Annotated in this window: 14 protein-coding genes; 3 read left to right on the top strand and 11 right to left on the bottom strand. The window is 44.2% G+C overall.

Features of this window, described 5'->3' with window-relative positions; translation table 11 throughout:
- The coding region (locus A3IK_RS20860) for a zinc ribbon domain-containing protein (protein ID WP_162596645.1) at nt 1–183 on the top strand (183 nt) is incomplete at its 5' end.
- Nucleotides 184–193: 10 nt separating this feature from the next.
- A complete protein-coding gene (locus tag A3IK_RS19245; protein ID WP_020560054.1) occupies nt 194–649 on the top strand; it encodes an RpnC/YadD family protein in 456 nt (151 codons plus the stop codon).
- 4 nt (nt 650–653) lie between these two features.
- On the opposite strand, the gene A3IK_RS19240 is transcribed toward A3IK_RS19245, so the two are convergent.
- The 9 genes from A3IK_RS19240 to A3IK_RS0111065 form a co-directional block, all read right to left on the bottom strand.
- Complete coding sequence (locus A3IK_RS19240; protein WP_020560053.1) at nt 654–1,235, bottom strand: hypothetical protein; 582 nt, start codon at nt 1,233–1,235, stop codon at nt 654–656.
- Between the two features lie 9 nt (nt 1,236–1,244).
- Entirely contained in the window at nt 1,245–1,973 is a 729-nt protein-coding gene (locus A3IK_RS20380; RefSeq protein WP_020560052.1) for a MipA/OmpV family protein, read from the bottom strand.
- Nucleotides 1,974–2,000: 27 nt separating this feature from the next.
- Nucleotides 2,001–3,188, bottom strand: a complete 1,188-nt coding sequence (locus tag A3IK_RS0111095) for an AGE family epimerase/isomerase (RefSeq protein ID WP_020560051.1) — start codon at nt 3,186–3,188, stop codon at nt 2,001–2,003.
- Entirely contained in the window at nt 3,185–4,204 is a 1,020-nt protein-coding gene (locus A3IK_RS0111090) for a Gfo/Idh/MocA family protein (protein WP_020560050.1), read from the bottom strand. The genes A3IK_RS0111095 and A3IK_RS0111090 overlap by 4 nt, the downstream gene beginning before the upstream one ends.
- A 25-nt stretch (nt 4,205–4,229) precedes the next feature.
- The gene (locus tag A3IK_RS0111085; protein ID WP_020560049.1) at nt 4,230–5,339 is read right to left on the bottom strand and encodes an ABC transporter ATP-binding protein; all 1,110 of its coding nucleotides are present in this window, start codon (nt 5,337–5,339) and stop codon (nt 4,230–4,232) included.
- A 12-nt stretch (nt 5,340–5,351) separates the two neighbouring features.
- A complete protein-coding gene (locus A3IK_RS0111080) occupies nt 5,352–6,227 on the bottom strand; it encodes a carbohydrate ABC transporter permease (RefSeq protein WP_020560048.1) in 876 nt (291 codons plus the stop codon).
- Complete coding sequence (locus A3IK_RS0111075) at nt 6,220–7,116, bottom strand: carbohydrate ABC transporter permease (protein WP_020560047.1); 897 nt, start codon at nt 7,114–7,116, stop codon at nt 6,220–6,222. The genes A3IK_RS0111080 and A3IK_RS0111075 overlap by 8 nt, the downstream gene beginning before the upstream one ends.
- Nucleotides 7,117–7,374: 258 nt before the next feature.
- Nucleotides 7,375–8,634: an ABC transporter substrate-binding protein gene (locus A3IK_RS0111070; RefSeq protein ID WP_020560046.1), complete on the bottom strand. Its 1,260-nt coding sequence runs from the start codon at nt 8,632–8,634 to the stop codon at nt 7,375–7,377.
- Nucleotides 8,635–8,688: 54 nt separating this feature from the next.
- Nucleotides 8,689–9,753 (bottom strand): LacI family DNA-binding transcriptional regulator, encoded by a 1,065-nt coding sequence (locus A3IK_RS0111065; protein ID WP_020560045.1) that lies wholly within the window; start codon nt 9,751–9,753, stop codon nt 8,689–8,691.
- Nucleotides 9,754–9,926: 173 nt separating this feature from the next.
- Between A3IK_RS0111065 and A3IK_RS0111060 the strand changes: the two genes are divergently transcribed.
- Nucleotides 9,927–11,177, top strand: a complete 1,251-nt coding sequence (locus A3IK_RS0111060) for a YbiU family protein (RefSeq protein WP_020560044.1) — start codon at nt 9,927–9,929, stop codon at nt 11,175–11,177.
- 584 nt (nt 11,178–11,761) lie between these two features.
- On the opposite strand, the gene A3IK_RS0111050 is transcribed toward A3IK_RS0111060, so the two are convergent.
- Together A3IK_RS0111050 and A3IK_RS20375 are read right to left on the bottom strand one after the other, a co-directional pair.
- Nucleotides 11,762–12,646, bottom strand: coding sequence for a DMT family transporter (locus tag A3IK_RS0111050; RefSeq protein ID WP_020560042.1), 885 nt, complete (start codon nt 12,644–12,646; stop codon nt 11,762–11,764).
- Complete coding sequence (locus tag A3IK_RS20375) at nt 12,643–13,167, bottom strand: methylated-DNA--[protein]-cysteine S-methyltransferase (protein ID WP_020560041.1); 525 nt, start codon at nt 13,165–13,167, stop codon at nt 12,643–12,645. The genes A3IK_RS0111050 and A3IK_RS20375 overlap by 4 nt, the downstream gene beginning before the upstream one ends.
- Between the last annotated feature and the right edge of the window lie 7 nt (nt 13,168–13,174).

Genomic DNA, 13,174 nt, shown 5'->3' with positions numbered 1-13,174 from the left:
ACCCAGACTTGTTCGTGTTGCGGCTGTATCAGCCTTAATAGTCCGAAAGGTAGAGCGGGTTTGCGAATAAGAGAATGGTCTTGCTCCGAGTGTGGAGCGGTGCATGATAGAGATGTCAATGCGGCTAAGAACATTCTTGCGCTCGGATATGAGCATCTGGCAGCAGGAATCCCCATCCTTTAGGTCGGGGAGGATGTCAATACTCGCACAAGATACACCTGAAGCGTTAGTACTCGCTATTTTGTGTGACTTTAAGGCTCGCCCGATGCAAGAAGTAGTGAATTATATTGTTAAACGCTTGAAAGAACTCACAGGTGATAATGAGGCGCGGTTTCGCAATTACTACGAAATGCTGGAAACGCTAGCAGATAACCGTGATTTACAAGCACAACTAGACGAGGCTAAACATATGTTAACACAAGTCGATGTTACCCGTTTTTCTACCTATCGCTGGGGATTACAAGCAGGGCTGGAGCAAGGGCGTGAACAGGGGCATGAGCAAGGCTTAGAGCAAGGTGCTCAACTTAAAGCTACTGAGATGGCTAAAAAACTCATCACAAAGGGGCTATTTGAAATAGCAGATATTGCCGACCTGACCGGATTAACAGTAGATGAGGTACAAACGCTTAAGGATACCCTGTTGCATTAGGTGGCTAATCCTCTCCCACCTTACAAGCACCTAATATCCCCTCTATTTGCCAGTCTTGAAGTAGTGGGGTTTTATCCTTCACGGTAATCGCTTTGCCATTGAGCTTACCCTTACCTGTTAAGAGATTGATATCGCATTGCGTCCCCGCTGCATTCGGCTCTAAGGTGTCATAGGCATTATAAGTAAAGCCTGCCACCACAAAATTATTATTGCGATAGGCCAGCGTGATGGTTTGATTCCAGCGATTACGCCCAATGGCTTCATTGGCAGATTTGACTAATAGTGAGTTTTTACCCGATAGTTCTAGACTCGGCAATGTGCCCCACATACTACCTACCCATGCTATATCCTTTTTCAGGATGGCGAGCTTAAAGTCATTGGCTACCTCACCGCCTAAATAAAGATATAAATCAGCTTGGTCTGTTTCGCGATTATTGACCAATACTGCTCGATCCATAGAGCCATCATCATTCCAATCAGCCGTCAGCGCAGCAAGGACATCACTGGCTATAATTTCCTCGGCAGCTTGAACATTGACAGTCATTAGACCTAAACCAATTAATATACTGAATACTATACGTGACATGAGAGCACCTCAACGAAACCGATAAGCTAACCCTACTTTGACATAGGGGGCGGAGCCTTTCTCTACTAAGGGACTGTTCTTAATAGCATTACTATAGCTCGTAACCCCAACACCTGTGCTGAGCATGAAACTTTGGGACAGGGGCAATTCAACATCCACCCCCGCTTTGAGTACGGCGCTAGAGCCTAGTTGATAAGCAGGGCGGGTGCTGGTTGCCTCACTGCTTTTCACCCCAAAGTAGTAATTACCGACATCTTTATCCAGCCATTGAATCGCCACTTGGGGCAGCCACAGTCTTCTACCGGATTGAATCGGCTTGATGTAGCGTAGACGGGCTTGATTACCTTTGTGAGCATTAAAATCGTGCATGACATCTACCCCAAACACCCCTAAACGTGTTTTATGTGCCGTTCCCGCGCGGAGATTAATCGCATAATCTAAGTCATCCATACCGCTAGTAATACTACTGTTACCACGTTTACGCTCCCACGGATCTAAGCCTGCACCGATATAGGTACGGTTAGTCGCTGAACGGTGGACATTAAAAGACGGCCCCGGAAGATAAAAACCCTCACGATCCAGTTTAAATGCGCTGAATTGCACCCGATTTTTACCCTCTTTATAAATAGAGGGTTCTATTTGAGTATTAATACCTAATAATAACTCATTTTCAGCATATACCCACTGAGTAGCGCATAAACCTATACTTAATATTAGATAACTTGAGTATTTTATCACCGAGGCAGCTCCTGCTATATCGTTGGATTAGGGTGCTAAGTGCATGCCACGCAGCACTTCATAACACGCTCCCATAGTATGATAGTCGGTTTTACCGGCAGGAGACTTGAGATCATCATATTTTTGATTATCAGGCGTTAAAATTCTAAACCAAGCCCCATACTGCTGATCCACCATATGCTCCCAACTATAGGCCCATATTTTGTTATACCAATCCAGATACTGAGGGTCTTGGGTGGCTTGATAGAGTAAGGCAGCAGCAGCAAAGCTTTCGGCCTGTACCCAAAAATATTTATCCCCATCACACACCGAGCCATCCGGGGCAAAACCATAATTAATCCCACCATTGACGCTATCCCAAGCCGGAGCTAAGGCACCCTCAAATAAAGCCCGCGCTCGTGGAATCAGCCAATCTTGGGGGCGATGACGGTGTAGGATTAAGAGTAATTTAGCCCACTCGGTTTGATGACCGGGCTGAAACCCCCAAGGGCGGAATAGGTGCTTAGGGTTATCCAGATTATAATTCCAATCGACTTCCCACTCAGCATCGTAATGTTCCCATACTAAGCCCTGCGCTTTTTCCGCCTGACGTAGGGTAATCGCTCGCGCTAAGGTTTCAGCTCGATCTAAAAAGCGTGTTTCACCTGTGGCCTCATACGCCCACAGCATGGCTTCACACGCATGCATATTGGCATTTTGCCCCCGATAGGGCGCTATAATGCTAAAATCAGGCGAGGCTTCATCTTTATAAAGTTGATAATTTTCATCCCAAAAATAACGCTCTAATAAATTCCAACCGGCCTCAATCGTTTTACGCCCCTCTTCAACTCCAGCCAAGAGTGCCGTAGCACCTGCCACGATGACAAATGCTAAACCATAAGCATGATTAGTGGCATCAAGGACTTCATCTCCCTTGAGTAACCAAGCAAAGCCTCCGCTAGGTTGTAGGTGTTTTTGATGCAAATAATCTAAACCATGTTGTACCCAAGGCAAGTACTGCGGAGCCTTAAAATAGCGAGCCGCCATGGCATAATTAAACACAAAGCGAGTGCTACTGACTAAATGGCGGGTGTCATAGTCATAAATAGAACCATCATCCCGAAAATGCTGTACAAAGCCACCCACAGGATCATAAACATTAGGCTCATAAAATTTGAGTGTGGTTTGAATATGCTGCTCTAAAAAAGCTCGGCTCGTAAAATTAGGAGAGGTCATAGGGCAGCACTCAGTAAATTAGGGATAGTCACGGTTTGACGGTTATTCGCAGACTCTAAACAAGCCAAAGCCGCCGCAAGAGAAGCAAAGCCATCGGCACCACTGGCTGAGGGAGTATCTGTACCTTTGATTGCACCTATAAAGCGGCGCATACCCACTTCATAGAGATTTTCGTGTTGTAGCTCAATCATGCGCTCGCCATCGGCATTGCGTAACATGACCTCACCGATAGGGGCTTGCTGCATGACTTTTTTCGCGATGAGTGAGCCTTCGGTGCCATGTACCTCAAAGCCATTACTAGCATATTTGGTGGTAAATCCTTCATGAGTTTGGGCGATGACACCATTATCAAAGCGGAAAATAGCCATCGCGCCATCCTCAATCACACCAGCACCCATACCAAAATGTTGAGTTAGGCAAGTGACTTCTGTTGGCTCAGCATTGAGTACAAAACGTAAGGTATCTACATCATGCACCGTAATATCTAATACAACACCCGCTCCCGCATTCGGATTGGTCAAACGCCAACCCTGTAAATGCGGAGGCAGGTAAACGGCATGGAACACCCGTGCCGCAATCGGCTGACCAATTGCACCATCAGCGATCAATTGGCGCATCGTGCGGTGGCTAGCCGCATTCCGTAGATGGTGATTGGTGGCTAGTACTACATTATTTTGCTGGCATATCTTGATCATGCGCCGGGCTTGATCTAGCGTCATCGCTAAGGGTTTTTCGCATAAGACATGTTTGCCTGCTTTAGCAGAAGCTAGAGCTTGCTCGTAATGTAGTTCATTGGTGGTACTAATATAAACTGCTTGCACGGCGGGGTGTTTGAGCAGGTCATCGAGAGTATTCGCTACATGAACAATGTTATTGGCCTGAGCAAATTCACGACCGCGTTCGGGGTGAGAACTATAGACCGATACCACGTCGCTATCCGGTTGGCTGCGGATAGCCGCAATCATATGAGCTTGGGCAATATTGCTAGCTCCAATTAAACCAAAACCAATTGTCATGGCGAATACTCCTTATCTTATTATCCTAGATACGATTTTCTGTTTGTGGGTCGAATAACACCGCTTTCGCCATATTAAAGGCAAACGGGGTTTTTTGTCCCACTACAGCACCACAATTAGAGCGCATCCGTGCCACGATTTCTTTGCCCCCTAGTGTAGTTAATACATACACATCCGCACCCGTAGGCTCGGTTACATCCACTTGGCAATCCGCTGGGAATACCCAAGGGTTATTCGGTTCAGCACTACTCATATCGGTAATCGCTTCAGGACGAATCCCTAAAATGACCGGCTTATCTATCCATGTTTGATAACGCTCTGGCTGGGGTAGCGGTAAGATTAACTCATTGCCCTGTGGGGAAGTGAGTCGTGCGGCTACACTGTTTTGGTGTGCGACTACCGTTGCAGGAATCAGGTTCATAGACGGCGATCCCATGAAGCTGGCTACGAAGACATTATTGGGGGTATCGTAGACTTCTTGGGGAGTGCCTAATTGCTGCAGAATGCCCGCCTTCATAATAGCAATGCGGGTGGCTAAAGTCATAGCCTCGATTTGGTCATGCGTTACATAGACAATGGTAGCGCCTAAGCGTTGATGCAGTTTCTTAATCTCGGTACGCATATCAACCCGTAGCTTTGCGTCGAGATTAGAGAGCGGTTCATCGAAGAGGAAGATTTTAGGTTCCCGTACCAAAGCGCGACCCATGGCTACCCGTTGGCGTTGACCACCGGATAATTGGGCAGGTTTACGTTTAAGTAGTGGGCCGATTTGTAGCATTTGGGAAACACTTTCGACCTTTTTATCGCGCTCGGCTTTGGGTACACCGCGCATTTCTAGACCAAAAGCGATATTTTTTTCCACACTCATATTGGGATAGAGTGCATAGGATTGAAACACCATCGCAATATCACGTTGAGAGGGGTGTTTGTCATTGACGACTTCACCATCAATCACCAGCTCACCAGAGGTGATTTCATCTAAGCCTGCAATCATGCTTAAGAGCGTGGATTTACCGCAGCCCGAAGGGCCTACTAGAACTAAGAAGTCACCATGATTAATAGCAATATTGATACTTTTTAAGACATCAACGCTACCATAGGATTTGCAAACATTACGAATTTCTAAAGATGCCATTGTATTGATCCTCTATCCTTTAACCGAGCCAGCCATGAGTCCACGCACGAAATAACGTCCTGCCACGATATACACCAGCAGGGTAGGAAGTGCTGCAATCATCGCAGCCGCCATATCCACGTTATATTCTTTGACCCCCGTTGAACTACTGACCAAGTTATTCAATGCCACGGTCATCGGCGCACTCTCACCAGCGGCAAATGAGGCACCAAATAAAAAGTCATTCCAAATATTGGTAAACTGCCAAATCACCGTCACCACAATAATAGGGCCGGAACTCGGTAGTAAAATACGCCAGAAAATACCCAAGAAACTCGCACCATCAATCATGGCGGCTTTAACGAGTTCGGTAGGAAAGGCTGCATAGTAGTTACGGAAGAACAGGGTGGCAAAGCCAATCCCATAGGTGACATGCACTAAGACTAATCCGGTAGTCGTACCGGCTAGACCTAGATTACCCAAGATTTGTGACATGGGAATGAGCACGATTTGAAAGGGAATAAAGCAACCAAATAGCATTAAAGCAAAGACCCAACGATCCCCTTTAAAACGCCATTTAGTGAGCACATAACCATTAATAGCCCCTAACAGGGTCGAAATCAGCACGGAGGGAACCACCATTTTAATGGAGTTCCAGAAATAACCATTGATACCTTCGCAGGTGAGACCAATACAAGCACTACCCCATGCTTTTATCCATGCAGCAATAGTCCAATTTTGGGGGAGGGAGAGCATATTACCTTGGCGTAACTCCTCTAGGTCTTTAAAGCTAGTGATGAGCATGACGAATAAGGGTAATAAGTAAAAGGCCGCAAATACGATTAAAGTGGTATAGATCAGTACGCGCCAAAACCGGCTGCTACTCGCTTTAACTTCTTGATTAGTCATGGCGTTGCTCCCGTGTTTCAGCATAAAGATAGGGCACTATAATGGCGGCAATGGTCATTAACATAATCATGGCTGAGGCGGCACCAACCCCCATTTGATTACGGGTAAAGGTGTAGGAATACATAAAGGTGGCAGGGACTTCGGTCGCATTGCCGGGGCCTCCACCTGTGAGTGCTACAACTAAGTCATAGGATTTAATCGCCATATGTGCTAAGACGACAAAAGCACTTAAAAATACTGGACGGAGCTGAGGAATAATAATGCGCCAATAGGTTTGTACTGCAGAGGCACCATCTAATTGCGCGGCCTTGACTTGCTCACTATCAATCCCACGAAGGCCGGCTAAAAACATCGCCATCACAAAGCCTGAGCTTTGCCACACCGCCGCAATGACAACGGTATAGATTGCCATATCTGAATTAATCAGCCAGTCGAACTTAAAGCTAGTCCAGCCCCATTCATGCATGGTTTTTTCTAGTCCTAAACCCGGATTTAAAAACCATTTCCAAGCCGTACCAGTAACAATAAAAGACAGTGCCATAGGGTATAAATAAATCGGGCGCAAGAAGCCTTCACCGCGAATTTTTTGATCTAATAAAATGGCTAAGAACATCCCTAAGAGGCCGCAGATGACAATATAAAGGGTGCCGAAAATCGCGAGATTATTAAGAGCGACTTGCCAGTTAAGGGTTTGCCACAGCTTGCTATAGTTTTCAAAGCCAATGAGATTAAAGTTCGGCATCATTCTAGAGGACGTCAGCGATAGAAGTCCCGTGTATAAAATAAAGCCGTATACGAAGAAAAGTGTCACAGCAAAGGAGGGTGACAGGACTAACTTGGGTAGGTGATGTCGCACCCAGCCGCGCCAATCATCGGTGGTGTGGGTCATTGACCTGCTCCTGCGGGTTGTAGTTAATAGGGGTTGGAACAAAATTTACGTGTTAGGCAAATACCTTAAACCTAGTGGGGTATAGCCTTTTCCAAGGGGAGTGAAACTCGCTGCGCTCAGACAGCACACCCCTTTCCAAACGCTATACCCCACTAGGTTTAATCACCTGACTGGGTTTTTGTCCCGATAAAGCTTACTTAAACTGAGGTATTCGAGCGAACTCGAATACCTCAGTATGATTAAATGCAGCAAGTGTAATTACTTAGCACCCTCAACTGCATTGACTAGTTCTTTAACCGCGTCTTCTGATGGAACGTTGCCATTAAAGTGTTTAGTGACCACATCATAGACAGCGTTTTTAACGGAAGCAGGGGCAGCGTGACCATGAGCCATAGAACCCATTAAAGTACCGGCTTTAGAAGCTTCAGCGAGTTCTTGCATACCTTTTTTACCACAATCATCAAAGGCATCATTAGGCACATCAGTACGTGCAGGGACAGAACCTTTTACCACATTGAAAGCTGATTGGAAGGTGGGTGACATGACCGCTTTAGCCATGGCTAATTGAGCTTTTTGTCTATCCTCACCAACATTAAACATGACAAACTGATCTGAGTTAAAGGTAACTGAGCCTTGTGTGCCTGGGGTGCGGAAGCAGAGGAAATCAACATCAGGTTTTTTACCAGCATTGATAAACTCACCCTTAGCCCAGTCACCCATGATTTGGAAACCTGCTTTACCTTCAATAACTAAAGCAGAGGATAGGTTCCAATCACGGCCTGAGAAGTTATCATCCACATAGCCGCGTAATTGCTTCATACGATCAAATACTTGCTTCATGGTGTCAGAACCAAGAGCCTCTTTGTCTAAGTCAATCATGGCTTTTTTGTAGAACTCTGGCCCACCAGTCGCGATGACTACGCTGTCGAATAAGGTCGCATCTTGCCAAGGTTGACCACCATGTGCGAGTGGGATAAAGCCTTTAGCTTTTACTTTATCTAAAGCAGCAATGAAGCCATCCCAGTCTTTAGGCGGTTCAGTCACACCGGAGTCCTCAAGCACTTTCTTATTCGCCCATACCCAGTTAGTAGAGTGAACATTGACCGGAGCAGCTATCCAGTGACCATCATATTTAGAAAACTTTTGTAAGGCTTCAGGAACAACCTTATCCCAGCCTTCTTCAGTGGCTAAGCTATCTAAATTAGCAGTGGCGTCTTCTTTGGCCCAGTCTTGAATATCAAAACCTAACATTTGCACCGCTGTAGGAGCGTTTTTGGCTTGTACCCGCGCACGTAATACGGTCATTGCGGCGGTACCACCGCCACCGGCTACGGGCATATCTTTCCAAGTAATGCCTTGCTTATTTAAATCTTCCTTGAGTACGCCTAATGCTTTAGCCTCACCGCCTGCCGTCCACCAATGTAATACCTCAACCTCTTCAGCCGCACGCGCCATGCTGCTAAAGGTTAAAGCGATAGTGGCTGCGAGTAGTGTGGTTTTTAGCGTTGTTAATTTCATAACATCCTCCTAGGTTAAAAATGCAATTCATTAAAAATTGCTCAGTAAATATAGCTAATGGTTAAATGCGTTAGCTCCGCAGGACTCTCTGACCATTAAGCGAGTAGGTACGAGTAAACGCTCAGGTTTTGCCTGTGGTTTATTCATATAGACTTGTAGTAAATCAATAGCTTGGGCGGCAAATTGAGAGGCTTCGACTTGTACGGTCGTGAGGGCAGGGTGGGTAATACTAGAGTCGGGTAAGTCGTCAAAGGCGACTACAGCGAGATCAGACCCCACTTTAATACCTAGCTCACGTGAAATACTCAGCACACCATAGGCCATTAAATCAGAAAAACACACTACTGCACTAATGCTAGCATCGTATTCTAGTACGGACTTCAGGGCTAAACGTCCGGCCTGACGACTTTGTGCAATAGGGAAAATATAGTTCGAGGGTACCCGTAAACCCGCCTCATTCATAGCATCCTTATAGCCAGATAAACGCTCGTGATAATCTGAAATATCTTCCCGTCCCCCTAAAAAGGCAATTTTCTGATGTCCCAATTGAATGAGGTGCTGAGTTGCGACATAGACACCCTTGCGATTATCGGCTACCACAGCGGGAAACTGGGAAAAGGGGACTTCACGCATAATTTGTACTAAGGGGAAGCCAGAGCGCCAGATTTTATCCAGCCATGAGGCGGTGGTGTAAGGTGCTGGGCAAAGAATAATCCCACCGACCTTATACTCCATATAGATTTGGACGAGCTTTTCTTGTTGGCTGAATTGTTCGGCATTACTAGAGAACATGGGCACAATCCCACGTTGTAAAGCCTCTTTTTCGCAATAGTTTAAGATTTCACTACTGTAGGGGGTATTGAGACCATTTACCATAATGCCAATCAGGTCACTGGGCATGGTTTGGCGCAGAGCAGCGGCTTTGCGATTGTAGACATAACCAGTTTCATCGATACCGCGTAGGACTTTTTCACGGGTAGCGGCACTGACACTATCGCTGTTTTGCAGAACTAGGGAGACGGTTGATTTAGAAACACCCACATGCTCAGCGACATCGTGTAAAGTTACCCGTTTGCGCTCAGATATAGTTGGAACGTTCCACTTTGTAGTGCTAACCACCTGTCTCTCCTCCTGTGCTGTTGGCCTTAAACTAAACGAGTTTAATAAAAAAATCAATATGGAACGATCCACAAGTTGCAGCAGTTGCACTACTTAGGCAAGATGAGGGCTAATAAGTACTGGATTTATTTGGAACGTTCCAATTATTTAAACCCATAGGGAGGAGTGCAATAATGAGTTTATCCATAGAAAATGTAGCAGATACTATTCGCCAAACTAAGGCCGATTTACAAGACAAGCAAGATACCTTGTCTCAAGCTTATGTCGACATGACCGCCTCTATTCAAGCCGAAGTGGACGAAATCAAAGCCTTAAAAGCTCAAGGTAAGAGCATTATTCCAGAGCTAGATTATCAAGACGTGATTCACAATCGAGTCAATGAAGAACAAAAAAATCTGATTCGCAAACGTGGTTGTGTGGTGATTCGCAATACCTTTCCTGCGGCACAAGCACAGGAGTGGAGTGAGCGGATTGGTGCCTATTTAACCGATAATGGTTACTACGATACCCCTGATAAAGGGATTGATAAATACTTCTCCTCCTTACAAGCGGGTAAGCCACAAATTTTCAGCGTGTATTGGTCTAAACCGCAAATGGAAGCACGCCAATCTGAGAATTTGGCTCAAGCGCGGCGTTTTTTAAATCGCCTGTGGACGTATCAAGGTAGTGATGGGGTCGCTGTTTTTGATCCTGATCGGGAATGTACCTATGCCGACCGCACACGCCGTCGGGAACCCGGAGATAACTCTTTAGGCTTAAAGCCACATATTGATGGGGGTTCGGTAGAACGCTGGGTAGAACGTAAAGGATTTTGGGGGGTGTATCGCCATTTATTAGCCGGTAATTGGCAAAATTACGATCCTTTTGATGCTGCTTATCGTACTGAAACCGAAGAAATTCCCTCACCTGCGGTATGCAGCATGTTTCGCACCTATCAAGGTTGGACAGCTTTAAGTCCACAAGGCCCAGGGGATGGAACTTTGCAATTAGTACCGATTGCGCGGGCCATGGGGTGGATGTATCTCAGAGCGTTACAGCCTGATGTGCCTGAGGATGATTTGTGTGCAGCCATTGCTGGACGTGCCTTATTATGTAGCCCGCAGTGGCATAGTTTATTACTCGAAGCCTTGACCAGCATTCCACAGATGCACCCTGGTGATAGCATTTGGTGGCACCCTGATGTGATTCATGCGGTAGAGGATGAGCATAAGGGTAAGGGGTATAGTAATGTCATCTATATTGGTGCAGCACCTTATTGTGAGAAAAATGTTAAATACCTAGCTAAACAAGCTCAAGCCTTTACTAAGGGAGAAAGTGCGCCCGATTTTGCTGCTGAGCATTATGAGTTAGATTATAAAAATCGTGCGACCATCGCAGATTTAAGCGAACTAGGCAAAAAGCAAATGGGTTTAATGCCTTGGTAGGCTATACTCCTTAGTATGGATAAGATGGTTATGGCCTATTAAAGCGATAGCCATTCAATATCATAATAGTCAATCTATTTAATAGATAGTATTATTTTAATAATAGGCGATTTTTATTATGATTCGTGAGTATACTTGCCTTTTTATGGTTCTTATGTTCTTAAGTATAAGTCATATTTTAATTTCACTTTTAATATTTCTTTTTATAGATCAAGGTGTTTATGAGGCATTTCATCCTTTAGATCTAAATAACTCAAGTTTTCACCTTATATCCATTTGTACTATTTTAATATATTCTTTGTTATTTTCTTTTATTTCAACTAATTTTAAGGTAAATCGTAAAAAATGTTTTTTTGGAATTTACTATTAGTAGCTGTCGTCTTTAGTTACTTATGGCCTCTTTCTATAGGTGATGCTCAGTGGAAGCTTGAGATGGGAGTTGGTAGGGAGGTTCATATTAAGGATTTAACATACTTTCAAAAAATAGTATATAATAAATTTTTTATTGTAATTTTTTATATACTATCCCTGCTTCTATATTGGTTTGAGTTAAAGAATAATAAGAAGTAATATAAGTAGTTTGCTTAGCGTGGTTTTGCTCGCCATTGTTGTAAAATAAGACCACTAATAATTAAACCCAAGCCTATAAAAGTAGAGGGTAATATTTTCTCACCTAATAAGAAATAAATAAAAACTAAGGATAGAAAAGGTGAAATAAAGATTAAATTAGAAATCTTAGCCGTGCTTTGGGTATATTTCATAGCACTTAACCACAACACAAAAGTCAAGCCCATTTCAAAGATACCAATATAAATACTCCCCATAATACCTTGCCAAGCCATTGGTTTTAATTCGCCTGTAATCAGGCAGTAAATAAAAATCATTGGGATAGCACATGCAAAATTTAAAAATAAACCTATGATAGGATCACGTTGATCCCGCGTATTTAAAATCCAGTAAAGCGCCCATAATACGGTACTTGCTAAAGCTAAGATAACCCCTAAAGTACTGGAAAATTTTAACTCCATTAAGTGTCCGTGTGTGGCAATCACCAATACACCACCATAACAAAAAGCAGCCGCTGCTAGGTCTTGCCAGCGTAGCCGTTGCTTTAATAATGGAATAGCTAATAAAGTCATCGTAATCGCCCAGCTATAGTTAATAGCCTGGGCTTCTTGAGCGGGTAATAGTGCATAGGCTTGGAATAAGACTAAATAATAAATGGTGGGATTGATTGCACCGAATACTATAGAGGCTTGCCAATCTTTTTTGGTCAGATATTTAAGCTGGGCTAATTTACCTTGCAAGCCTAAAATTAAACCTAATACTACCGCAGAGGCTATACTAGATAAGAGTACTAATTGAGCCGGTGTTAAATACGATAGTGTTAGCTTAAAAGCAGTTGCAACAGTTGACCATAATAAAACAGCACTCAGCGCAAATAAATAAGCTTTGTTTTGAGTGCTCATAATAGGCTTTTTTCCCAGTTTAAGAGCTGTTGTTTTAACTCCAAGCCCCATAAATAGCCACCTAAATTACCGTCACTCCGGAGTACTCGGTGGCAGGGAATGAGATAAAATACAGGATTTTTACCAATAGCGCTGCCAACCGCACGCACTGCATTGGGATTTTGAATTTGATTGGCAATGGCTTGGTAGCTACAGGTAGTTGCTAACGGAATCGTTAATAAAGCTTGCCAGACTTGATATTGAAATTCAGAACCAATCGTTTGAATGAGTAACGGCTGCCAATCAATATGCTTGTCGTGCTCTAATAGTTTATATAAACGTGGATCAGGTAGCTCCGGTTGCTTACGCTCTATTTCCCATGCTTGGGTTTGAGTATTCACATAGTCTAAAGCATGTAATACGGCTTGATTATGTTGAATGCTCCATTGGCTGTGTAATAGCCCAAAAGGGCTATTACTTTCACACCAAAACCAGTTTTCAGGTAATTGCTGAATACGCTCTAAATGAATAGGAAATTGCATACTGGTA

Source organism: Thiofilum flexile DSM 14609, from assembly GCF_000380185.1.
Lineage (GTDB): Bacteria > Pseudomonadota > Gammaproteobacteria > Thiotrichales > Thiotrichaceae > Thiofilum > Thiofilum flexile.
Note: the sequence above shows the minus strand (reverse complement) of the source record. Positions and strands in the feature narration are given on the sequence as shown.

Excerpts from the sequence above, each read along its gene's own strand:
- A3IK_RS0111075 (WP_020560047.1), bottom strand. The coding sequence starts at position 7,116 with ATGACCCACACCACCGATGATTGGCGCGGCTGGGTGCGACATCACCTA.
- A3IK_RS0111085 (WP_020560049.1), bottom strand. The coding sequence starts at position 5,339 with ATGGCATCTTTAGAAATTCGTAATGTTTGCAAATCCTATGGTAGCGTT.
- A3IK_RS19240 (WP_020560053.1), bottom strand. The coding sequence starts at position 1,235 with ATGTCACGTATAGTATTCAGTATATTAATTGGTTTAGGTCTAATGACT.
- A3IK_RS0111080 (WP_020560048.1), bottom strand. The coding sequence starts at position 6,227 with ATGACTAATCAAGAAGTTAAAGCGAGTAGCAGCCGGTTTTGGCGCGTA.
- A3IK_RS0111050 (WP_020560042.1), bottom strand. The coding sequence starts at position 12,646 with ATGAGCACTCAAAACAAAGCTTATTTATTTGCGCTGAGTGCTGTTTTA.
- A3IK_RS0111090 (WP_020560050.1), bottom strand. The coding sequence starts at position 4,204 with ATGACAATTGGTTTTGGTTTAATTGGAGCTAGCAATATTGCCCAAGCT.
- A3IK_RS19245 (WP_020560054.1), top strand. The coding sequence starts at position 194 with ATGTCAATACTCGCACAAGATACACCTGAAGCGTTAGTACTCGCTATT.
- A3IK_RS20375 (WP_020560041.1), bottom strand. The coding sequence starts at position 13,167 with ATGCAATTTCCTATTCATTTAGAGCGTATTCAGCAATTACCTGAAAAC.
- A3IK_RS0111070 (WP_020560046.1), bottom strand. The coding sequence starts at position 8,634 with ATGAAATTAACAACGCTAAAAACCACACTACTCGCAGCCACTATCGCT.
- A3IK_RS0111095 (WP_020560051.1), bottom strand. The coding sequence starts at position 3,188 with ATGACCTCTCCTAATTTTACGAGCCGAGCTTTTTTAGAGCAGCATATT.
- A3IK_RS0111060 (WP_020560044.1), top strand. The coding sequence starts at position 9,927 with ATGAGTTTATCCATAGAAAATGTAGCAGATACTATTCGCCAAACTAAG.